Here is a 23,861-nt window from a genome sequence, read left to right as displayed (position 1 = left end):
GGCAGATCAGAGGGTGGTTATCACCTTTTCCAGGGTATCCATGGGGACAGGACGAGAGAGGAAATAACCCTGTGCGGCCGCGGCCGGGGAATTTTGCACGTCGCGCCACTCCTCCAGCGTTTCTACGCCTTCCACAATGACGCCCTGACAATAGCGGTTCATCAGTTGCAGGAGCATAGTAAACAGATTCCGCCCTTCCGGCGTCTGGCGCAGCATAATAAACAGATCACGAGCCACTTTGATGTAGTCATAACGCACTTCGCTCAGGGCGGAGAAGTTCGCCATACCGGTCCCGAAATCATCCAGCCACAGCGGGCCAAATTCACACATTGAGGCAAACGAGGAGTCCTGCGGCAGCCGAACATGTTCCACAAGTTCGAAGCGCATCCACGGCAGGGTGGCAATCAGCGCCTGCAACGTTGCGTTCTGACGTAGCGCCATCAGGGTTGGGCCATCCACGTTCACCGACGCCAGAATACCGTGCTGCTCGAAGAACGCCTGCTTCGTCGCCAGCATTCTCAGCTGCTCTTCCAGTACGTCGATACGCTGACGCACGGCAACCTCCGCAAAATAGCGGTCCGGCGCGATACGCTGTGAAGGATTCGATGGATGAGTGACGACCGTTAACACCTCAATCGCCATTAACCGACCGTCGGTACGGTAGATGGGCTGATAGGTATACGCTCGCTCACATTGCAGCCAGTAGCGATGCTCCTGCAAGTTCTCAATACTTGCCTCAGGCGTAGTGTTCAGCCGCTGGATAACCTGCTCTGACTTCATTTCGGATGTCCTGTTGTATGGGATAGCCTTTCTGGACTCGTCACTGAGTTATCGGCCCGCCAGGTGAGAACTTTATGTTCAATTCATCAGGAAAATGAAATTAAGATGACAGAAATATGCCGGAATACGCGCTGGCTCAAAAAAAATAATGGAACGTCGTTTTAATATAGTTGACCGTAAAAAACACACAGCGCACACTACCCTTAATTACTCTGTTCAGGTTCACGACTATGTCTAAAAAAATTGCCGTGATTGGCGAATGCATGATTGAGCTGTCCCAGAAAGGCGCGGAAGTCAGCCGCGGTTTTGGTGGCGATACATTGAACACCTCCGTTTACATAGCCCGTCAGGTCGCCCCCGATGCGCTGAGCGTGAGCTACGTTACCGCGCTGGGAACGGACAGCTTCAGCCAGCAGATGCTGGAAGCCTGGCAGGGTGAAAACGTTGGGACCTCGCTGATCCAGCGAATGGAAAACCGTCTGCCGGGTTTGTACTACATCGAAACCGACAGTACCGGCGAGCGCACCTTCTACTACTGGCGTAATGAAGCGGCCGCCAAATTCTGGCTGGAAAGCGAGGCCGCCGCTGCGATTTGCGAAGAACTGGCGACCTTTGATTATCTCTACCTGAGCGGGATCAGCCTGGCGATTCTGAGCCAGCAGAGCCGTGAGAAGCTGCTGTCACTGCTGCGCGAATGCCGCGCCAATGGCGGGAAGGTGATTTTCGATAACAACTACCGTCCGCGCCTGTGGGCAAGCCGTGAAGAGACCCAGCAGGTTTACCAGCAGATGCTCGAATGCACCGATATCGCCTTCCTGACGCTGGATGATGAAGATGCTCTGTGGGGCGAAAAACCGGTTGATGAGGTCATCGCCCGGACGCAGGCCGCTGGGGTCAGCGAAGTGGTGATTAAGCGCGGGGCGGAGTCTTGCCTGGTGGCGATTGCAGGTGAAGCCGTGACAGAAGTACCGGCGGTGAAGCTGGCGAAAGAGAAAGTGATTGATACCACTGCGGCGGGAGATTCTTTCAGCGCGGGGTATCTGGCGGTACGTCTGACGGGGGGGACGCCGGAAGCGGCGGCGCAGCGCGGCCATTTGACGGCCAGCACGGTGATTCAGTATCGCGGAGCGATTATTCCGCGCGAGGCGATGCCTGCTTAAGGACTGTGCGGGCTGATGCCCGCACGCTAACCCTCTCCCTCAAGGGAGAGGGTTAGCAGGGCTTACTGGCCCTGCGGAATATCACTCGCATCCTGGTGTAAATCATCGGCTGCCGTTTGCGCTGGCTGCGGCGGCGTCGCCATGATGGCGTTCCAGGTGGCCTTCAACTCTTTCATGTCATATTCAGGCTCACCTTTCGGCTGCAACAGAATCAACGCCATGTCCTGCGACAGCTGCTGACGCAGATCCTGATTTAGCATCTCCACGGTCAGACCGTTCAGGAAATCCTGACGCAGTTTCTGATATTGCTCCGGCGCGATGTCCACCACCTGATTCTGCAAGGATCGAATGCGCTGGCTGATTAAGATATCGGTATCGGCGCGGGCATAGGTGGCGAACAGTTTCTGCAATTCGAGGGATTTCTGCGCCACCAGCGCATTAAACTCCTCTTCAGACAGGCCCTCTTTACGCACTTTTGCCAGCTCTTTCGCCACCACGCCGAGATTCGCGTTCAGCTTATCGCCCGGCGATTCCACGTTAATGGCGCACTGGGCGCGCTGGAACAGCACGCGACAGTCAAAGCCCAGGCCAATATCCTTCACGTTGTTCTTGCTGAGCGTCTGCTGAACGTGCCAGAACAGCGCTTCACGGGCGAGATCCGCACGCCAGTAACGCAACAGCGCAGAAGACTCGCGGATCGGCTGCCAGGCGGTATCCCACATCATCGAAAGACGATCCTGACGCACGGTATCGGTCATGATACTGACCGTCTCTGGACGCAGCGGGGACAATGTTGGAACCGGGGCGGGCGTTTCACGCTTCCCTTTCAGCTCGCCAAATGCTTTGTTGATCTGTTCTATCACCGCGCGGCTGTCCACGTTGCCCACCACAATCAGGGTCATGGCGTCCGGGGTGTACCACTGCTGGTAGAAAGATTTCACCTGCGCGGCATCAACCGGCTGTTTCAGCGGCTCTGCCGGGTCGTGGCCCAGCAGCGTTGACCCTTTCAGGCGGTAGCGCCACCAGCCTTCTTTGGTATCCGTCGGCCAGGTCGCCACCATGTCGCTGTTGCTCAACGCATAGTTAACGGTTTCAGGCGTAATCGCCAGTTTGCCGGTAGCATCGGAAAGATAGGTCAGCGCTTCTTTAAGCAGATCGTTACGGTTGTTGGGCAGGCTCAGGTTAAACATGGTGTAGTCATAGGAGACCACAGCCGGGGGCAGCGGGCGTTTCGGATCGATGGCCTGTTGCCATAAAGAACGCACCTGAACCGCCTGCAAACTGCCGCTCTGGGTGAGCGCCAGTCGTGGAATAAAATGGCTTAAACCGGTCTGCTGGGTACTTTCAGTGAGGGAGCCGGTATTCACAGAAAGACGGATTTCAATGCGATCGCTCGGACGTTGCGGAGTGGATAATACCTGCCACTGAAAGCCGTTCGCCAGTGTTCCCTGTTGCCAGGCCGGGTCTGGCTGGAGCGCATCTGCCTGCACATAACTGGCTGCTGCCATCATCAGCAAACCGCCGGTTAAGAGTCGAATTTTTGTGCCCTGCATGTGAACCCCTGATCAACATTCCTGGTTAAAGAGAGTGTCTCGCGACGTGAGCACTCAAAGATGACGATGAAAACCTTCCGATTAGACAGCGTGTTCGGCTAAACGTCACGGGCGGAAGTGAAATATACCCAAAAAAAATCTTGTCGAATTATGACAGGTATGAACGGTTATTATGCGCAGGTGCCCGCATCCCCACAAGGGAATACGGGCATTTATGAGGGATTAAGAGGATAAACCGGGGGTTTTGTCCTCAGATGGGCGGTTATTCAGCGTATCGTTAAGCTTCTTGTGATCCAGCTCTTTCACCCACTTCGCCACCACGACCGTCGCCACGCCATTGCCAATCAGGTTGGTTAACGCACGGGCTTCGGACATAAAGCGGTCGATACCGAGGATCAGGGCCAGGCCCGCCACCGGCAGATGCCCCACCGCTGAAATGGTGGCCGCCAGCACGATAAATCCGCTGCCCGTGACGCCCGCCGCCCCTTTTGAAGAGAGCAGAAGCACCACCAGCAGCGTAATCTGATGGAAGATATCCATGTGGCTGTTAGTGGCCTGGGCAATAAAGACCGCCGCCATCGTCAGGTATATCGAGGTGCCGTCCAGGTTAAAGGAGTAGCCCGTAGGAATAACCAGCCCCACAACTGACTTACGGCAGCCCAGCTTTTCCATTTTATCGAGCATACGCGGCAGCGCGGACTCCGAAGAGGATGTGCCGAGGACAATCAGCAGCTCTTCACGAATATAACGGATAAATTTGAAGATGCTGAAGCCGGTCGCACGGGCGATGGAACCGAGCACCACCACCACAAACAGAATACAGGTGATGTAGAAGCAGACGATCAGCTGGCCCAGCTGTACCAGCGTGCCGACGCCGTATTTCCCGATGGTGAAGGCCATCGCGCCAAAGGCACCAATCGGGGCCAGACGCATGATCATGTTGATAATGCCGAAGATAACCTGCGAGAAGCTTTCAATGACGTTAAAAATCAGCTGGCCTTTACTGCCCAGACGGTGCAGGGCAAAGCCAAACAGCACCGCAAACAGCAGCACCTGGAGGATGTTTCCGCTGGCGAACGCGCCAATCACGCTGCTCGGGATCACGTCCAGCAGGAAGGCAACTATCCCCTGATCTTTCGCCTGTTCAGCGTAAACCGCCACCGCTTTCGCATCCAGCGTGGCCGGGTCGACGTTCATGCCCGCGCCAGGCTGTACCACGTTGACGATAATCAGGCCGATAATCAGCGCGATGGTACTGACAATTTCAAAGTACAGCAGGGCAACCGCCCCCGTACGCCCGACCGCCTTCATGCTTTCCATGCCAGCGATGCCAGTCACCACGGTACAGAAAATGACCGGTGCGATGATCATTTTAATGAGTTTAACGAACGCGTCGCCAAGCGGTTTCATTTGCGCGCCAAGCTCCGGGTAGTAGTGACCGAGCAGAATACCGATGGCGATGGCTGTCAGGACCTGGAAGTAAAGACTTTTGAAGAGTGAGGTTTTCATAGGGTGTCCCTGGGAAGAAAAACTACAGGCTTTGTAAGGTTATGGTTAACCTGCGGCTTTAAAATAACACCCACATAACAGGACAGAAATAAACGGGGTTCAAATTTGAAACAAAAATGTTAAGAAATTTGAGCTGGCTCGCACAAGCCAGCAACAAAATTACACTTTTGCGTTATTGCCAGCGTCGGCGAGATAGCGTTGCTCGAAGATATCCGACGGTACGGCACGGTCAAACAGGAAGCCCTGTCCGCTCTCCACGCCCGCCGCAGCCAGCCACTCACGCTGGGCGTCGGTTTCGATACCCTCGGCAATCACGTGCAGATTCAGGCTGTGCGCCATCTGAATAATGGCCTGTACCAGGCTGCAATCCTCCGGCAGCCCTTCCACAAAGGTTTTGTCGATTTTCAGAACGTCCACCGGCAGGGTTTTCATGTGCTGAAGCTGACGCAGGCCGGAATACCCCATACCAAAATCGTCCAGTGCAATGCGGATCCCGGCGTTACGCAGCGGTTTCAGAATGGCGACAGCATCGTCAGGATTGTCGATACAACGGCTCTCGGTGACTTCCAGGATCAGCGTGTGGGGCTGAATGCGGTAGCGGTGGATCAGCTCGAGCATCTCCGGCACCATGGTCGGGTGCATCAGCTGTAGCGCAGAGAGATTCACCGACAGCGGCAGCGTGATGCCCCGTTGTTGCCAGGCCGCAAGCTGGCGGCACGACTCTTCCAGCACCCAGTAGCCGACGGTGACCATCAGGCCGCAGGACTCGATACGTTCGATCATCCCTTCAGGCAGCTCCCACGTGCCGTCCGGCTGTTGCATACGCAGCAACGCTTCGGCGCTGGTCACTTCACCCGTGCGCAGATTCACCTGCGGCTGTAGCCAGAGCGCAAACTGGCGATTGTCCATCGCCGTCAGAATGTCGCTCTCTTCGGTCAGGCGCTGCTGGGCTTTTTCCATCTGCTCCGGGTCAAAGAACTGGATCTGGTTTTTTCCTTTCCGACGCGCGGTGAATGCTGCCGAGAAGGCCCGACGGTAAAGCTGCTCGGCGGTCAGGCCACCGTAGTACATCGCAATACCGATGCTGGCGCTCGGGCGAAGCTGGATACCCTGAATGGGTAGCCGCTCATTAATGACAGTGAGTACTTGCTGACCTAACGTAATGGCGTGCCATGGCTCTTTAACTCCGTGCGCGATCACCACCAGGTCATAGCCGCTGACCTGGGTGAGTACCATGCGCGGGGCCAGAACGGATTTCACCTTTTCCACCAGCGTCAGTAAAAGCATTTCGCGCTGGCTCTCTTTCAGCACGCCCGCCGTGTCCTGCAAGGTTTCGCAGGCAATCACCATCAGCGCAGTGGTCTGCTGGCGGGCGACGGTCTGCTCCAGCAACGCCATTAAAAACGCTTTGTTTGGCAGATCGGAAACCGGAAAACGGGTGGCGTTGTTACTGAGTTCTTCCTGCTGACGCAGGACACGCTGCTGGTTGATATTGTAACTGCGGACCAGCATGCCGATTTCATCGTCGTGATGCAGGCGCGGCAAGGGAAGCTGATGCCCCATATGCTCCTGTGGTGAGAGGTCGTTCAGCTCCCGGGCTATGCGGCGCAACGGATGCACAATTAAACGGTTGATACACCACGTCAGCGCCACGCTCAGCATTAATGTCAAAAGTAAGTAAGTGGTTACTAACGTAGCAACCCAACTCATGACAAATTTATACATGCGATACGAGTCAGCCTGTAGCACCAGGTAGGCCAGCGGCTGTGGGTTAGCCGGTCTTTCCAGAGAATAGAGCGGCAGGGAAATCTGCACCGGCAGTTCAAACAGGCGCATTACCATCATCGGGACGGGACGCTCCGGGATAAAACTCATCCGCAGCGCCTGAAACTGGTTCGGCAGCACCACATCCGCGCGGCTCACGATACCGGCGGGCTGGATGCGCTTCAGGATGGATTCCGCCTCGGGGATATCCCCTTTCAGGATCGAGGCTGACAGGGGTTCCCGCACCGAGCGGGCAATACTTTCCAGTTGCGAAGCCGTGTTATAGCGGTTCTGCTGTACGGAATGAAACAGCAAAATGACGCAGAAGATGAAGACAAACAGCATTGTGACGGCAGACACCATCGCCATCTGTTTGATCGTTAAGGAACGGCTGACACGCAAAATGACTCTCCACAAAACTCGAAGCGCAGGGCGCACCAGGGTGTAAACCTGGTGCGTCCGAGTATACCCGATAGCTGCACTTTTAAGAGAGACTTACAATTAGATTAAGTAAAAATCCGATCACCAGTCTGCATAAGGCACCAGCGGTTCCGGTGGTAAGTCCATATCACCCTGCCAGCCCGCGGCAGAATACCGAACGTAGAGCAGCGCATGGCTCGGGGTATAGTCTTTTGCTTCCTGAATATCGACGCCCAGACCGACAAACCAGTTGGACGTCACGCGGCGTTCAACAATCGCCCTTGCGGTATAACCCGTCCCTGACGAGCTACTACCGGTTTCCATCACACCTTTATCGGTGTAACGGCCTGGCTCATTGTCCGGGATCAGCCCCTGCAACGGATAACGCATCACATCTTTTGTTTTTGAATGGGACCAGGAGACGGAGCCGCCCAGCTCCCAGGACCAGTTCTCTGTGCGTTTACGCCAGTTCACCGGTAAGGCGAACGACACATACTCCTGGGGACTGTAGTAACCGCCCTGGCCCAGCGAATAACCACTTAAATCCTTATCGTAATGCCACAGCATGTTGGACACGCCAACCGTCAGGCGTTCGTTGTTCTGATTGATGAGCTTGTAGTAATAGCCGGTCATCCAGCGGACGCGCCAGTTATCTTCGACATTCTTCCCGGTGAGGCTGTCGGCACTCAGGCTTGACCAGATACCGTTAGCTTCGCCTTTGTCGTAGCTCACGCTCACGCCGCCACCGGTGGCACGCACGCCGCCCCAGGTGGTGTCGGTATTGGGATCTTTTTGCCCGGCGAAGGCCAGCACCGAGCTGGAAATCGGACGGCGATGGGCGTTCAGGGTGTAGCCAATCGGCCCTAAGTCGTTGCTGTAGCTCAGGCTGCCCACCACATCGACCACGTCAAAGCCCATCGGCGTAGTACCAATATCCCACGCCCAGGTTTTGTTCTGCCAGCCGACGGCCACGCTGGCACCGTTGGCCGACTGGTTCGTGCTGCCGTGACATGGCGTTTCGGCGCAGGTGCCCCATGTCGGATCGTAGGTTCCGTTGTCGGTGTCAAAGGAACCGGCGTTCATATTGACCAGATCGCTACGGAAGAACATACGACCGTCCGACAGCGGCGCATCAACCTGGAGCATGGTGGTGTGCGCTTTCAGGTCGGAATAGCCTCCCGTGCCGCTGGACCCCCAGTAATCATGTTGCAGCGTGACGTTCAGATCCTGCTGACGATAAAGATCGCCTGCATCGCTGCGCACGCCGCGCTTCAGCCAGTCATCTTTCTCATCGTTACGGGTGAGCCGCGTAAAACTGTCGTTATCGGTCGGACGGGTCGTCGTGATGCCCGATGCGACCATCGCATCTTTCCAGGTGTCCAGCGCCTGCTGAGGCTGACCATTTTGAGCCTGAAAACGGGCGGCATCACGCATCACCAGCGCACTTTCCATCGAAGGCGGCTGCGATTTGGCCTGCAGAAGAATGGCGTTGAAGGTCTTTTCTGCCGCAGCAGGTTCCCCCAGACCGGCCTGCGCCATAGCAAGCCTGCGCTGCATATTAATGGAGAGCGGTTCGCCGTTCTGTGCCGCGGGCAGTTTCGCCAGCGCCGTGCGCGCCGCGTCCTTGTTGCCCTGGGCAAGATAGACCTCGGTCAGGCCGAGGATCGCGTCTTCGTTCTGCGGTTCACGTTGCAGGACGGTGTTGTAGGCAGTTTTCGCGGCCTCGTGGTCGCCACGCTGTTCAGCCCAGTCCGCCAGCGTCAGGTCGATACGGGTGGACGGCGGCTGCTGGCGAAGCAATGTTTCCGCCTCCTGCTCTTTTCCACTGTCGCGCAGGCGGTTGGCGGTTTCCAGCACCTGGTTACTTTGCAGGCGGTCTGCCAGCTCCTGAATGTTGCTGTTCCACTTGTCGCGCGGCAGCGTGTTCAGATGCGCCAGCGCGGCCCGGTCCTGATCGTTACCGGACAGGTACAGCCCGCTGGCGTAAACCTGATCCGGATCGCCCGGTTTCTGGCTTGCCAGCTGACGCATCAGGTTATCCGCCTGGCTGCGCTGACCTGCGCTGGACAGATCGCGTGACAGCCGGTAGGTGATCCACACATCGCCCGGAGAAAGCGCAAGGCGTCGGCGCTGAATTTCTGCGGCCTGCGCATATTTCCCCTCGCTTTCCAGCTGTTCGGCCTGGGCTGACAGCTGCTCGTTCGTCAGGCTACGTTCAATATCATCAATGCTGCGGCGCTGGCTGGCAGAGAGCGACTGAATAAACTGCGTCGCCTTCTGTGGTGACTGCGCGCGATAAATGTTGGCGAGACCGCGCACCGCATTGCTGTTGCCGCTGTCCATCCGCAACGCCTGGCGATAAAAGCGCTCAGCCGCGTCGTTATCTTTGCGCGCCGCCGCCGCGTCACCCAACCCCAGCACCGCGTAGCTGTCTGTGTTGTCAATGTTGCGCGCCTGCTGGTAATAGCGCTCCGCCTGGGCCGTATTGTTGGCTTTCAGGGCGTTATCCCCCTGCTGGATCAGCAGCCAGTATCGGTTGACCTTCAGCAGGCTGTCCCATTTGCCCCGATTATCGCTCTGCGGATCGAGGGCGATTGCCTTCTCAAACTGCGCAACCGCGCGCGCGCGATCGCCTTTCTGGGAATAGGCCTGCCCCAGCGCGCCGACGGCTTCACTGTCGGCGTGATTGGCGCTGACCACTTTCTGCAACTCCGTCACCGCTTTACTGCCCTGCCCGGCATCCACTGCGGCTAACCCTTCGGCTTTGGCACGGAACGCCGGATCGGAAAGTTGTTTTTGCTGCGCTTCAAGCTGGGCGCGCGCCGCCGACACGTTATCGCCATCGCTGAACACGCTCAGGTATTGTTGCAGCGCGCTGACGCTGGCACTGCTGGCAGGCTGATCTTTGATCTGCTGGTACCACATGTCCGACGCCTGACTGCGGCCATTGTTCGATTTGGCCATCTCCTGTAACACCGCAAATCCTTCATCACGGCGTCCGCTCTGGAACAGAAGCTGTGCCAGCGAGGACTGTAGCGTGACGTTGCCCGGGCTGCTGGCGTTTATTTTCTTAAGCTGATTAATGGCCGAGTTGCGGCGGGCAGGCTCTTTCGCCACCACGTTCCAGTACTCCGTGGCGATGTCGCCGCTGGGCGGCTTACCGTCAAACAGTTTGTCATACGCGGCAATGGCTTCCTGCGTGTGGCCGGTGGTGGCAAGCAGGCGAGCCTGCTGAAGGGCCTGACGACCATCCGGCGTGGAGAGCAGCATGGTCGTCCGGGAGGACTGGTACGCACTGGAATCGGGCGCCATCCCTTTCAGACGATCCAGCTCTTTTTGCGCGCCCGCCGTATCGCCCTGTCGTAACAGGTAGCGGAAGCGCGCGGCAATCACGTCCGGATTATTGGGATCAATCAACTCAAGGCGGTAGAGCGACTGGCGCACCAAATCCTCACGCTGGGTGGATTCGCCCAGACGGACCTGTTCCAGCAGCTGTCTCTGCTGCGGGGAGTTGGCGGCCTGGGCCAGGGGCATTAGCGCCAGGCCAAGCGATAAAGTGAGTAGATTTAGTGAGAACGTGCGCATTCCTGGCCCCAATCCGGTAGTAATTCACCTTGCGCGGTGAAGCGAAAACGATGCTGATCCCATCCTTGTCCAAAGAGGGTCAGAACGTAGCTGTAATAAGCATTTTTATCGGGAAAACGATCGGCGACGAGCTGACGTTGCACCGCCTGCGCGTCCCGGTTTTGTAAAAACGGAAGCAGGGAGGCAGAAAACCCTACCGGCCCATCTCCGGTGCGTTTCCCGGTCGCTACGTCCACTTTCTCCGGCGGTAAGCCTTGTTTGATGGTGGTGGTCGCCATGGGCTTGAACCGCGCCAGTAGTCGGGCTTTCTGCGGATCGCTATCGTTCATCATCCCCACCCACAGATAGACGCGAATCGCATCGTAGCTGCCAGTCAGGGACGCATCCTGCGACAGCTGCCAGCCGCCCTTTTTCTGGTATTTCACCCAGTTCGGGGAAAATCCTTTAGGCGCGGTCTCGAGCAGCAGACGCAGGTTGGTTTCACGGAGCGTCGTCCACGGCGCGCCAAAACGGGTGAAATAGCTCGCAAGCTGCGGCGGCAGGTAGCTGGGGTTGAAGCGCCAGGCATTTTCTTCGGCAAAACCGACTTTACCCGGCAACAGCATCGAACCCAGCCCCGGCACCTTCACCACTTCCTCACTGGCAATGCGCGTCAACAGTGCTTTACCCGTGCGCGTATAATCAGGATTTTTCCACAGCCGCCCGGCTTCCAGCAGCGACCAGGCAATCCAGATATCGGCATCAGACGCAGAGTTAGAGTCGATAATCGCCCAGGTTTCGTCGTCCTTTTTCCCCCACAGCCAGGCAGGAAGATGTTGGGTTAAATCCCCCTCGGCAAGGTTATCGCGCGTCCATGCCAGCAACAGATCGAACGCCTTGCGATCGTTTGCTGCCAGGGCAAAGAACAGCCCATAGCTTTGCCCTTCGGAGGTGGTGATTTTGCGCGCGTCACTGGGATCAATGACGCGCCCACTGTCGCTCATGTAATCCTGTTTGAACGTCTCCCAGGCAGGCCAGCGACAGGCGGCGTGAAGATTCGCCGCCGCCAGCATCAACGCTGCAACGACACACCCGCGAAAGATTTTCATCACCGCTTACTCATGGTCCGGGTTAAGACGACGACGGCTGATGATTCGCAGCAGACGCCACAGTACCCAGGCCAGCAATACGACGCTGAGCGCAGCCAGCACGGCCAGCAGCACCGGGTGGTTAGACAGGGCGTACCACAGGCGTTCGAACCACGGCAGATGACCGACGTAGTAGACATCCCCCACGCGCAGGCTGTTCACCCCTGACTCACGAATAACCGAGACGGAACCGAACATGGCCGCGCGTTTACCGCTGTCGTTCATGGCCGTGTTGAGTAGCTCATAGCCGCGCGGGCTGTCCGCCAGCAGGGCGATAACGCTGCGCTGGTCGTTATACGGCGACTGGAAGCCGACAATCGCGGCCATCGGGCCCGTTGAGCTGACGGTCGTCCTGATATTGGCCTGACGATCGCCACTGTCCGGCATGATGCTCGGGAACTCGGTTTGACGCAGCGGCGTATTGACCCATGACTGAGCCGCCTGCACCAGCAGATCGACGCGCTTCTCGTCTTTCAGCTTGTCCGGAATGTTGCCGATGACCATGATATCGGCATCTTTGTTCTGGATTTGGCTACCGTCATCCGTCACCGTCACGTTGATAGCCGGCAAGCCGGTTTGCGCCCCGACGGTGCCCATGGTGTCCAGCAGCGTAGTAACCTGGCCTTCGTTGGCCGCTTTTGGCATCACGACAATCGATTCAGAGAGGTCTGCCATGCGGCTGAACGGGAAGCTGGCGTTAGCAAAGGCACGCAGATCCGGCATCGCAATAAAGTGGTAATACTTCGAGAAGTCGATCGTGGAGTCGTCACCAATCACCACGTGGTTTTGCACCGGCTGGAAGGTAATGCAGTTTTCCACCGATCCTCCCGGCATGGGGTTCATATACTGGAAGTTAAACCGCAGCTGGTTTACCGCACCGAGCTTCAGCGCCGGGATCGACACATCGGTTTTGCCGTCCAGCAGCCCCTGCAATACAGGCAGACGAAGCATTAACCGGTTTGTCTCCTGGCTGCTGGTCAGGCTGAACGATTGCAGGAACTGGTTGTTGAGGCTGATATCCATGCGCGAGCTGTCTTTGGTTGCTGGCGCGGTGTAGCGGTAGTTCAGGTTGATATCAATGCCGTTGGTGCGCAGCAGATAGAGATCCGGCGGCAGGTTCAGTGACAGGCTGACCGGAGACGGTTCAAGCCCGGTTGACTGCAATTGCTCTTCATAGGTTTTCAGCTCGCCGAAGGTGATCGCACGGTCGGTACGCACCCAGTTCGGCGCATCATAAGGCTTACGCGCCAGCAGCGGTTTCACCTCATCCACCACAACGCTGTTACCGCGGAACAGGATATTCCCCTGCGCAATGCCTTTCGCCGCCTGCACCAGATCTTTGTCATCACGTCCGAAGATCACCAGCAGCTTCACGTATGGATTGTCCGGATGGCTGATCATCTCGATGGTGGGTGCTTTTACCTCCGGATGGTCACGCAGGAATGCCGGACGTTTGATATTAGTGGCAAACACGATCGCGTTTTTGTCCGGCATTTTGTCGTACATGACCGGGAAACTCTGACCACGCCAGCCGGAGCGGGAACCAAACCAGGATGCCACGATGGAGGCCGCCAGCTGTTCGGTCACATCCGGCGAGCCAGCAAACACCATCGGCAGGTTCAGCGGACGGTTATCACGCGGGTCGAAGAACGGCACCGGGAAGGCGGAGAGATCGTTTTTCAACGCCAGCGGCTGATAGGTCATCTGTAGCGAAGAGTTACGACCGACATCCAGCCACAGGGTGCTGCTGGCCGGGTTTTCACAGACATCGCGGTAGTGGCCGACAAATTCCAGGCGCACGCGGTTAAAGTCGGTGATAAACAGCGGGTTAATCGGCACCTGAGCCAGAGTTTTCTTACCCAGTTGCTCTTTGGTGACGGGCAGGACGTCCATCAGCTCGTCATTCAGATAGACCTTAAGCTGGGACTGCACCGGCAGCAGTGACGGCGATGGCGTGTATTCCAGGTTGAGCATCGCTTTCGACACGACTTCATCGCTGCGCATGCCGAATTCGATACCGCCATTTGGGTTGATGCCGCGCAGGACCATGCTGCCCGGAGGAGGAGCAATCTGGGCGAACGTCAGCTTAACGTCACGCGACGGCGTATTTTCGGCAACCACCGGCGCACTGGCCCCCGGCACGCCGGGCATAACCTGCCCGACCACTGGGTTATCGGCGGGCAGTGTATTGCCCGACCACTGGGTTATCGGCGGGCAGTGTATTGCCCGTCGTCGGCTGATTCGGGACGACGTTTTCCGTCTGCCCCGGTGCCGCCGTCACAACCGGATCGGTCGCTTGCGCGACGACAGGCACCGTTGGCGCGGGCGTGGTCGCTGCGTTATCAGGCGCCGCGTTAGCCACTGTTGCAGGGAGCGCACTCATCCCCATTGCCACTGCACATAACCAGGAAAGTTTTGTTTTCATCGCGTTATCATCATTGTTGAGCCATAACCGGGTCCGCCTGCTTCGCTTCATCTCGCTCAGGTCGACGCGGAATGAACGACACGACCCAGGAAACCAGTGAAGTAAGTGACCGGAAAATTAATTTCACCGACGACGGGGCAAATTCTGCAAGGTGACGATAGCCACGGAACCCCAGCTTAAGAATATCCAGCAGGCTTTCCAGAGGCTTATCCTCAGGGAAGCTGTCCTGCCAGAGAGCCCACGTATCCGCGCGGGCAAACGTACACTGCACAAAATCGATGTGTTGCTTTTTGGTCAGCGGCATCAGTTGCAGACCGACTTCATTTCCTCTCACACGTACAACCTGCGTCGGGAAGACATACTCCTGCTGGCCGCGTTTAAGCAGTAAGTTGACCTTCTGCCCTTCCAGCACCTTCGCCTGACCGTTGATCTTGATACCCAGCCCACCATCCGAGAAGTCATGTACGGTACAGGAGAAGAGATGGCCATCGTCGCGGGCAATGGCCGCTGGCATGCTGATTTCGACGCGATGCGCGCGGCGAACCTGTTTGCTCTCCACCGATACCGCCACCGCGCCACCGAGGATAATCAGGTTATAAAACACCCACGCCATACTCACGAAGACCGTCAGGATTTCGTTTTCCGGGCCGTAGAAGTAGCGCCAGACCCCGACAATCACCCCCACAATATTGAGCAGCACCAGGAAGATATAGGGCCGGGAGATCACCCAGTCGACATACTCCTCTTCCACCAGCCCGCCCTTCGCGGTGACGTTGAACTTCCCTTTATGCGGATTAATCAGCGCCACCATGGTTGGCGGCGCGATGTACCAGGCCAGCACCGTTTCGTAGATTTCACTCCAGAAGGAGTGGCGATATTTCCCCTGAATCTTCGAGTTCGTCAGGCTGGCGTGGATCATGTGCGGCAGAACGAACAGGGCAATCATCAGCGCGGGAGCATAGATGATGTAAGCGTGAAGGAGCAGGAACGCCAGCGGCGCAGTGAGGAAGATTAGCCGTGGAATACCCGATAAGAAGTGGAACATGGCGTTGACGTAGCACAGGCGCTGCGCCAGCTTCAGCCCTTTACCCATCAGCGGGTTATCTAGCCTGAAAATTTGCACCATGCCGCGCGCCCAGCGAATACGCTGCCCGATGTGCGCCGACAGGGATTCCGTGGCCAGCCCCGCCGCCTGAGGAATACGCATGTAGGCAGAGGTATAGCCAAGACGGTGCAGACGCAGCGAGGTGTGCGCATCTTCCGTGACCGTCTCGACGGCGATCCCGCCTATTTCATCCAGCGGTTTACGGCGGATCACCGCACAGGAGCCGCAGAAGAACGTTGCGTCCCACATGTCATTTCCGTCCTGCACCAGACCATAGAACAGCGTGCCCTCGTTCGGGGTTTTACGGAAACGACCGAGGTTACGTTCAAACGGGTCCGGCGAGAAGAAGTGGTGCGGCGTCTGCATCATCGCCAGCTCTTTCTCCTTCAGGAACCAGCCCATGGTCATTTGCAGGAACGAGCGCGTTGGCACGTGGTCGCAGTCGAATATAGAAACGAACTCCCCTTTGGCATATTTCAGCGCATTGTTGATGTTACCGGCCTTCGCGTGTTCATGCGTGGTACGGGCGATATACTCGACCCCCACTTCGTCCGCGAACTGGCGGAACTCGGCGCGGCCACCGTCATCGAGGATCCAGATTTTGATTTTATCCTTCGGCCAGTCGATACCCAGCGCGGCGTAAATGGTGTTTTTCACCACCGACAGGTCTTCGTTGTAGGTCGGCACGAAGAGGTCCACCGTTGGCCACTGGGTCGTGTCTTTTGGCAGCGGCACCGGCTGTCGATTCAGCGGCCAGATAACCTGGAAATAACCCAGCACCAGCACGATCCAGGCGTAGGTCTCGGCAAACAGCAGGACTAACCCGCACACCAGGCTGACCGGATCGTCCCAGTTCAGCGTTGAGGTATATCGCCACCAGATGTAGCGGCAGGAAACGGTCAGCGACAGCACAATCAGCATCAGGGCCGAAAAACGCCCCGGTATGCGCCGCACCAGCAGCGCCACGCCCCACAGCAGGATCAGGAAGGTGAACTGCGCCAGCGGGTTGAAAGGCTGAGTAATACAGACCAGCGCCAGAATAAGCGAGAACACCACAACCACGCCGAGAATAAAACGCCGCAAGCCCGGGTGAAGGTGCCCGAGCTCTTTGTGGTTATCTAAATGACCCGTTCTGTCGCCAACCCGGTCGGGTAGCCGGTCGAGCCACTGGTGATAGTGTTCACGTAAGTTCTGCACACGATCGAAGCTGCGCCAGCGGGATGTTTTTCTCTCTCCACCCGTTGAGGTCGCCAGTAGCCAGATGGACTGAATAGCGTAGCGCGCGGGATCCAGCGGACGCGGCTTGTCCGGGTTGATATGCGGATAGAGTTCACCGTGGCGCGCACGAATAATTTGCCAGCGGGGATGTTCGAGGGGGATGAACATCCACGCCAGAATCATCCAGAAACAGCCCAGCGCAGCGCTCAGCGACGAAGCGCCGTGATGACGGTAATGGCGGTAACGTTCACTTAAGCGCGAACTGACCGGCGGAATGAGCAGCCAGTGGGTCAGGCGGCTCATACTGAACTCCCGGCAGACTCCGGCCTTTTAGCAAAGTGCAGCAGACACCAGTTTGCCAGCGTCAGGATCTCTTCCGCCGCCAGTGAATCGCTACGGTACTCCCCGAGGGGTTGTTTCGACGCGAGGCACTCCGCCATCGCTTCGTCACGATGGATCACCATCGGCAACAGGCGGCGCTGGCTCTGGAGCCAGACCTGGTAGAGATCGTCCTGGATCTGGCTGCCAATGCGCAGATCGTTGATCAGAATATGGGCATTGGCAGGCATGGCCTGCTGATGCAGACGGATATGACAGTTCGCATCTACGTTCGCGATGGAGAGTACATGGTCGCACTGGGCCAGCAGCTGGCGGGTCAGCGACGCGGCGCCGTGCGGCAGGTCCAGCAGGATCCACTGATAGTGCCCGCTCTCTTTCAGGCTCTGCAATGCGGTGGTGAAGCGAGAGAACAGGCGCTGATACGCGGCTTCATTCCCACGCTCGGTTTCGGTCAATTGACCAAAGGGAAGCAAATCGAGCTGGGAGGTATAGCGCAAACCCGCATCCCGCCAGTCTTTATCGTCCAGAAGCGCGCGTCCCCAGCCGTTTGCATGCGTAAAGTCGACATTGAAAGACATGCGTAGCAAATTATCGGAACAGGCATCAATGACCAGTACCGATTCACCTAATACCTGCAATGACCACGCCAGCGCCGCGGTAACGGAAGTTGTACCTACCCCACCACGGACGCCCTGTAATCCTAGTACAGCCATCAATGGCTTCCTTATTGTTGTTGGGCAAACTCAGCTAATAACGGCCAACGTTTAATAGCCGCCGCCAACTGTTCCCGCTGGGAAATATCGGTGTAATCTATTTCAGGCAAAGAAAAAGCCTGCGTGAGTGCCAAAAAATCGTTCTGGAATGTGTAGCCCAGACTTGAGTCGACCGGGGTTGCGGGTTCGTTATTTTGCATTCTTTTTTCATCCCTTTGAGTAAAATCATAAGATTCAGATACAGCGAGGCGTCCTGCCCACTAAATTTCATTTACATGCTAAATCTGATGTTCTTTAATTTCAATGTTAGGTTTATTTCTACGCTTTCGCTAGTAAACTGAGAGACATAGAAATTCGACGAAAAGAGGGACACCGTGGACTCCATATTTTCTATTGGCATCCAGTCATTATGGGACGAATTGCGCCACATGCCAGTCGGAGGAGTCTGGTGGGTTAATACGGATCGTAATGAAGATGCCATCAGTCTGGTAAACCAGACGATAGCGGCGCAGGGTAAGGATTCCCGCGTGGCCGTGATTACGATGGGCGAAGCGCCGAAGTCAATCATCAGGCTCGACAGTGACCGTGGCCCCCAGACAGTACGATTATTTTCCATGCCAGCGGAGGCAGACGGTCTGGACTTTTTACCCCGCGATATTCAGTGTTCTATTGTTCCTGAACACTATTTACTGATTCTAAAATGCTCTAATAACGGCCTGCAAAATATCCCGTCGGAAAAACTGCTGAAATAGCTGGGAAGAATCAACAGATGGGCAAAAAATCAAAATTGCACTTTATTGGTTGTTAACCCTGGCAGTAATAATGACAAGCTTTTTTCACTTTTAATGAGTGAATACCGTTCCCTCTATGGCCTGGCCAGTATTCGCATCCAGACTGACAGTCATCTTTACGACGTGGCTTTCTGGTGCAATGAAAAAGGGGTCAGCTCCCGACAACAACTTACCCTCAAACATGTCGGGGACGAGTGGCATCTTGCTCAACAGGAAGAGACGGTCGTTCAGCCACGCAGTGATGAAAAACGCATTCTGAGCCATATTGCGGTACTGGAAGGTGCGCCTGCGCTGTCTGAGCACTGGTCACTGTTCGATACCAACGAAGCCTTATTTGATGAAGCGCGCACCACGCAGGCGGCGACCATTATCTTCTCGTTGATTCAGAATAACCAAATCGAAACGCTGGCAAGGCACATTCACACATTACGTCGACAGCGCGGCAGCGCGTTAAAAATTGTGGTGCGTGAAAATAATACCAGCCTGCGCGCCACCGATGAGCGCTTATTACTGGGCTGCGGCGCGAATATGGTCATTCCCTGGAATGCTCCGCTGTCGCGCTGTTTGACGCTGATCGAAAGCATCCAGGGCCAGCAGTTTAATCGACATGTTCCGGAAGATATCAGCACCCTGCTTTCAATGACGCAGCCGATGAAACTGCGCGGTTACCAGAAGTGGGACACCTTCTGCGATGCGGTGGGCAACATGATGAGTAATACGCTGTTACCGGCAGACGGAAAAGGGGTGATGGTTGCCCTGCGCCCCGTGCCGGGTATTCGCGTTGAGCAGGCGCTCACTCTGTGCCGCCCTAACCGTATCGGGGACATCATGACCATTGGCGATAACCGCCTGGTGCTGTTCCTCTCCTTCTGCCGGGTGAACGATCTGGATACTGCGCTTAACCATATCTTCCCGCTTCCTACCGGAGATATTTTCTCGAACCGCATGGTCTGGTTTGAAGATAATTTGATCAGCGCTGAGCTTGTCCAGATGCGAACTCTGGCCCCTGAACAGTGGGCAAAACCGCTGCCTGTCACAAGCGGTGCCAAACCGGTTCTGAACGCAAAACACGACGGGCACATCTGGCGTCGGGTACCTGAGCCGCTACGCTTACTGGATGAGAACAAGGAGAGCGCGCCATTATGAATATCAGCGATATCATCCAACTGGTTGTTCTGTGTGCGCTGATTTTTTTGCCGCTTGGCTACTATGCACGCCATTCCCTGCGCCGTATTCGCGATACGGTCAGATTACTGTTCGTTAAACCTCGCTATATTAAACCCGCCGGAACACTGACTCGCGCTCCGAACGTCAAGGCAAACCGAAAACATGACTAATTCTACCTATACCTCTTCGGCGCCATCGCCACTCTGGCAATACTGGCGCGGCCTGTCCGGCTGGAATTTCTACTTTCTGGTGAAGTTTGGTCTGCTGTGGGCAGGCTATCTTAATTTTCACCCTCTGCTTAACCTGGTGTTTATGGCATTCCTGCTGATGCCTGTCCCGAACCGCAGGTTGCACCGTATCCGTCACTGGGTTGCTATTCCCATCGGTTTCGCCCTGTTCTGGCATGATACCTGGCTGCCTGGCCCTGAAAGCATCATGAGCCAGGGCTCTCAGGTCGCAGGTTTCAGTGCGGACTATATGCTCGATCTGGTTGAGCGCTTTATTAACTGGCAGATGATTGGCGCGGTATTTGTCCTGCTGGTCGCCTGGCTGTTCCTGTCTCAGTGGATCCGGGTGACGGTGTTTGTCGTCGCGATTATGATCTGGCTAAATGTCCTGACGCTGACGGGCCCGAGCTTCTCGCTGTGGCCAGCCGGTCAGCCGACGACAACCGTGACCACCACGGGCGGTTCCGCCGCCGCGACCGTTGCGACAGCGGGGGATACGCCTGTGGTAGGCGATATTCCCGCGCAGACTGCGCCGCCGACATCCACTAACCTGAACGCGTGGCTCTCCAGTTTTTACGCTGCGGAAGATAAGCGCCAGACGAAGTTCCCGGACACGCTGCCTGCCGATGCTCAGCCGTTTGAGCTGCTGGTCATTAACATCTGTTCTCTGTCCTGGGCTGACGTTGACGCGGCTGGTCTGATGTCGCACCCGCTGTGGTCGCATTTCGATATTCAGTTTAAAGACTTCAACTCCGCCACGTCGTACAGCGGACCGGCGGCTATCCGCCTGCTGCGCGCAAGCTGCGGACAACCTTCGCATAAGAACCTCTACCAGCCAGCGGCTAACCAGTGTTATCTGTTTGATAACCTGGCAAAACTGGGCTTTACCCAACACCTGATGATGGGCCATAACGGGCAGTTCGGTAACTTCCTGAAAGAAGTGCGTGAACAAGGTGGCATGCAGGCCCCGCTGATGGACCAGAAAGGGCTACCGGTAACGTTGCTGGGCTTCGATGGCTCTCCGGTGTATGACGATACCGCCGTGCTTCAGCGCTGGTTAGATACCGTCGGCAAAGAGGAAGGGACACGTAGTGCGACGTTCTATAACACGCTTCCGCTCCACGACGGGAACCATTATCCGGGAGTGAGCAAAACGGCCGACTATAAGGCCCGTGCGCAGAAGTTCTTTGACGAGCTGAATGCGTTCTTCAACGAGCTGGAAAAATCCGGCCGTAAAGTGATGGTGGTGGTAGTACCGGAACATGGGGGAGCGCTGAAAGGCGACAGGATGCAGGTGTCTGGCCTGCGCGATATCCCAAGCCCGTCTATCACTAACGTTCCGGCCGGGATTAAATTCTTTGGCATGAAGGCGCCGCATCAGGGCGCGCCAGTTGAGATCACCCAGCCAAGCAGCTATCTGGCTATCTCGGAACTGGTCGCTCGTGCAGTAGACGGTAAGCTGTTCGTGGAGGATAACGTGAACTGGGATCAACTCACCAGCGGGCTGCCACAGACGGCAGAGGTGTCGGAAAACGCCAACGCGGTGGTGATCCAGTATCAGAATAAGCCTTATGTCCGACTGAATGCCGGGGATTGGGTGCCTTATCCGCAGTGATGACCTGCTACACCCTCTCCCCTGCGGGGGAGAGGGTTACTCCGCACTTCGTAACGAAATTTCGCCGCCAACCCAGGGCTTAATCACGCCATCCTGTTCAAGTAGCAACGCGCCCTGCGCATCAATGCCGCGTGATGTGCCGTAAATCTCTTTATCCCCAATCAGCAGCTTCACCGGCCGGTTAATAAAGTTATCCAGTTTTTCCCAGCGGGAGAGGAATGGCGCTAATCCCTCTTGCTCAAAGAGCGTCAGCGAACTACGCAACTCATTGATCATGCGGACGGCAAGCGTATTGCGATCGATGGTGATCCCCGCTTCCTGTAGGTTGGTCCACGCCTGGTTCACAACATCGTTCTGCACGTTTCGCATCACCATGTTCAGCCCCGCCCCAATGACGATCTGTGCGGCATCGCCTGTTTTGCCCGTCAGTTCGACCAGGATCCCCGCCAGCTTTCGATCGTTAAGATACAGATCGTTAGGCCATTTTACCCGCACCTGATCGGCACCCAGATCGTGCAGCACCTCGGCCATCACAATGCCGATGACCAGGCTCAGCCCAATGGCCGCAGCTGGCCCCTGTTCAAGCCGCCAGAACATGGAAAGGTAGAGGTTGGCGCCAAAGGGTGAAAACCACTTACGTCCCCGGCGGCCACGTCCTGCCTGTTGGTACTCGGCAACGCAGGCATCACCGGATTTCAGCTCGCTCAGGCGATCCAGCAGATACTGGTTCGTCGAATCAATGACCGGCAATACCGCGACGTTACCGTGCCCAATCTGGCTGCGGATGGTCTCTTCATTCAGTAACTGGATCGGTTCCGGCAGGCTGTAGCCTTTTCCCGGCACCGTAAACACATCCACGCCCCAGTCGCGGAGCGTCTGAATATGCTTATTAATAGCCGCGCGGCTCATGCCCAGCTGTTCGCCCAGTTGCTCGCCAGAATGAAACTCGCCATCGGCAAGGATACCGATGAGCGTTAACGGAATAGTATTGTCCTTCACGCAATGGCCTCCACGGCATTCACTTCGCCCGTTCGGCCAATAAAGCGAACTTCAGGCTCCAGCCAGACGTTAAATTTTTCGCCCACGCACTGGCGAACATGGTGCGCCAGGTTGACGACATCCTCACTTGTCGCGTTGGACTGATTGATCAGTACCAGTGCCTGCTGACGATGAACGGCAGCGCCGCCAATAGTCGTACCTTTTAATTCACACTGATCGATAAGCCAGCCTGCGGCCAGCTTCACGCTGCCATCCGCCTGAGGATAATGCGGGGCCGTTGGCCAGCCGGTGAGAAGCGCTTTCGCATTTTCGCTACTGATCACCGGGTTTTTAAAGAAACTGCCCGCATTTCCGTTGACTTTCGGGTCCGGGAGCTTGGTCATTCGCATATGGCAAACGGAATCAAAAACCTCACGCGGTGTGACAGTGGCCGGATCGAGACGGGTCAGATCGCCGTAAGTCAGAACGGGTTTCCAGGCTTTCGCCAGACGCAGACCGACCGCCACAATGACGAAGCGATCCTGATAGTCATGCTTGAAAATGCTGTCGCGATAGCCAAAGCGGCACTGCTCTGCGGTCAGGCGCTTCGCCGTTCCGGTCGACAGTTCAATGCAATCGACGTATTCGCAAACATGTTTCAGTTCAATGCCATAGGCACCGATGTTTTGAATAGGAGATGATCCTGCACAGCCCGGGATCAGGGCCAGGTTTTCCAGGCCGGGCATCCCTTTTTCAAGGGTATATTGCACCAGATGATGCCAGTTTTCGCCAGCACCCACGTGTAAATGCCAGCTGTCAGCGCTCTCTTTACGCTCAATTCCCATGATGCGATTGACGATGACCGTCCCCGCAAAATCATCGAGAAACAGGACATTACTTCCTTCGCCCAGAATAAGTACGGGTTCACCGTTTTCTGTTGCGTTTTGCCATGCATTCAGCAATTGCTGAGCACTGTCGGCACGTACAATTTGATTAGCATTCCGTTGAATACCAAAGGTATTCCAGGGCTTAAGGGAGTGATTCATAGACGCTATCCTGATGCAAAAACCGGGATAGTTTACCGTATATATAGGGGGATAGGTGATTTGTTTATGGAAAGGAATAGGATACAAAAACGCAAAAAGGCCATCCTTGCGGATGGCCTCTTCACTTGTTTGATGCCTGGCAGTTCCCTACTCTCACATGGGGAGACCCCACACTACCATCGGCGCTACGGCGTTTCACTTCTGAGTTCGGCATGGGGTCAGGTGGGACCACCGCGCTACAGCCGCCAGGCAAATTCTGTTATCTGTATCAGGCTGAAAATCTGTCTCTTCGCCAAAACATCTTCGGCGTTGTAAGGTTAAGCCTCACGGTTCATTAGT

At 56.3% G+C, this 23,861-nt stretch carries 14 protein-coding genes, 1 rRNA gene and 2 pseudogenes; 4 read left to right on the top strand and 13 right to left on the bottom strand.

Features of this window, described 5'->3' with window-relative positions; genetic code table 11:
• Positions 1–6: 6 nt before the first annotated feature.
• The gene (gene pdeH / locus ACOTX7_RS06800; RefSeq protein WP_006808575.1) at positions 7–780 is read right to left on the bottom strand and encodes a cyclic-guanylate-specific phosphodiesterase; all 774 of its coding nucleotides are present in this window, start codon (positions 778–780) and stop codon (positions 7–9) included.
• A gap of 230 nt (positions 781–1,010) precedes the next feature.
• On the opposite strand from pdeH, the gene ACOTX7_RS06795 reads away from it, so the two are divergent.
• A complete protein-coding gene (locus ACOTX7_RS06795; protein WP_205922657.1) occupies positions 1,011–1,940 on the top strand; it encodes a sugar kinase in 930 nt (309 codons plus the stop codon).
• A gap of 62 nt (positions 1,941–2,002) precedes the next feature.
• On the opposite strand, the gene ACOTX7_RS06790 is transcribed toward ACOTX7_RS06795, so the two are convergent.
• From ACOTX7_RS06790 to bcsR, 9 genes and pseudogenes are all read right to left on the bottom strand, one after another.
• Entirely contained in the window at positions 2,003–3,493 is a 1,491-nt protein-coding gene (locus ACOTX7_RS06790) for a M16 family metallopeptidase (RefSeq protein WP_221256620.1), read from the bottom strand.
• Positions 3,494–3,715: 222 nt separating this feature from the next.
• A complete protein-coding gene (gene dctA, locus ACOTX7_RS06785; RefSeq protein WP_006808578.1) occupies positions 3,716–5,002 on the bottom strand; it encodes a C4-dicarboxylate transporter DctC in 1,287 nt (428 codons plus the stop codon).
• Between the two features lie 159 nt (positions 5,003–5,161).
• On the bottom strand, positions 5,162–7,168 hold the full coding sequence (hmsP, locus tag ACOTX7_RS06780) for a biofilm formation regulator HmsP (RefSeq protein WP_006808579.1): 2,007 nt from the start codon (positions 7,166–7,168) through the stop codon (positions 5,162–5,164).
• Between the two features lie 120 nt (positions 7,169–7,288).
• Positions 7,289–10,771, bottom strand: coding sequence for a cellulose synthase complex outer membrane protein BcsC (bcsC, locus tag ACOTX7_RS06775; protein WP_221256621.1), 3,483 nt, complete (start codon positions 10,769–10,771; stop codon positions 7,289–7,291).
• Positions 10,753–11,859 carry a cellulose synthase complex periplasmic endoglucanase BcsZ gene (bcsZ, locus tag ACOTX7_RS06770; protein WP_221257184.1) on the bottom strand — a complete coding sequence of 369 codons (1,107 nt, stop codon included), beginning with the start codon at positions 11,857–11,859 and terminating at the stop codon, positions 10,753–10,755. Before bcsZ ends, bcsC begins: the two co-directional genes overlap by 19 nt.
• Before the next feature lie 6 nt (positions 11,860–11,865).
• Positions 11,866–14,323 (bottom strand): annotated as a pseudogene (bcsB, locus tag ACOTX7_RS06765) (cellulose biosynthesis cyclic di-GMP-binding regulatory protein BcsB).
• Between the two features lie 10 nt (positions 14,324–14,333).
• Positions 14,334–16,949 carry a UDP-forming cellulose synthase catalytic subunit gene (bcsA, locus tag ACOTX7_RS06760; RefSeq protein ID WP_006808583.1) on the bottom strand — a complete coding sequence of 872 codons (2,616 nt, stop codon included), beginning with the start codon at positions 16,947–16,949 and terminating at the stop codon, positions 14,334–14,336.
• Positions 16,946–17,698: a cellulose biosynthesis protein BcsQ gene (bcsQ, locus tag ACOTX7_RS06755; RefSeq protein ID WP_221256624.1), complete on the bottom strand. Its 753-nt coding sequence runs from the start codon at positions 17,696–17,698 to the stop codon at positions 16,946–16,948. Before bcsQ ends, bcsA begins: the two co-directional genes overlap by 4 nt.
• Positions 17,699–17,709: 11 nt before the next feature.
• A complete protein-coding gene (gene bcsR, locus ACOTX7_RS06750) occupies positions 17,710–17,898 on the bottom strand; it encodes a cellulose biosynthesis protein BcsR (protein WP_003861175.1) in 189 nt (62 codons plus the stop codon).
• 174 nt (positions 17,899–18,072) lie between these two features.
• On the opposite strand from bcsR, the pseudogene bcsE reads away from it, so the two are divergent.
• The 3 genes and pseudogenes from bcsE to bcsG all read left to right on the top strand — a co-directional run bounded on the left by bcsE (position 18,073) and on the right by bcsG (position 21,498).
• Positions 18,073–19,635, top strand: a pseudogene (bcsE, locus tag ACOTX7_RS06745) (cellulose biosynthesis c-di-GMP-binding protein BcsE).
• Positions 19,632–19,826 carry a cellulose biosynthesis protein BcsF gene (bcsF, locus tag ACOTX7_RS06740; protein ID WP_006808586.1) on the top strand — a complete coding sequence of 65 codons (195 nt, stop codon included), beginning with the start codon at positions 19,632–19,634 and terminating at the stop codon, positions 19,824–19,826. Before bcsE ends, bcsF begins: the two are co-directional and overlap by 4 nt.
• Entirely contained in the window at positions 19,819–21,498 is a 1,680-nt protein-coding gene (gene bcsG, locus ACOTX7_RS06735) for a cellulose biosynthesis protein BcsG (protein WP_221256625.1), read from the top strand. The genes bcsF and bcsG overlap by 8 nt, the downstream gene beginning before the upstream one ends.
• A 36-nt stretch (positions 21,499–21,534) precedes the next feature.
• Here bcsG and birA read toward each other — a convergent pair whose 3' ends face one another.
• The 3 genes from birA to rrf all read right to left on the bottom strand — a co-directional run bounded on the left by birA (position 21,535) and on the right by rrf (position 23,772).
• Entirely contained in the window at positions 21,535–22,497 is a 963-nt protein-coding gene (birA, locus tag ACOTX7_RS06730) for a bifunctional biotin--[acetyl-CoA-carboxylase] ligase/biotin operon repressor BirA (RefSeq protein WP_221256627.1), read from the bottom strand.
• Complete coding sequence (gene murB / locus ACOTX7_RS06725; protein ID WP_221256628.1) at positions 22,494–23,522, bottom strand: UDP-N-acetylmuramate dehydrogenase; 1,029 nt, start codon at positions 23,520–23,522, stop codon at positions 22,494–22,496. The genes birA and murB overlap by 4 nt, the downstream gene beginning before the upstream one ends.
• Positions 23,523–23,656: 134 nt before the next feature.
• A 5S ribosomal RNA gene (gene rrf / locus ACOTX7_RS06720) occupies positions 23,657–23,772 on the bottom strand.
• Positions 23,773–23,861: the final 89 nt, after the last annotated feature.

The sequence above is a fragment of the Enterobacter cloacae complex sp. IR5418 genome (genome assembly GCF_049238105.1).
GTDB lineage: Bacteria > Pseudomonadota > Gammaproteobacteria > Enterobacterales > Enterobacteriaceae > Enterobacter > Enterobacter hormaechei.
The sequence above is the reverse complement of the archived record's forward strand: the minus strand, read 5'-3'. Positions and strand labels throughout refer to the sequence as shown.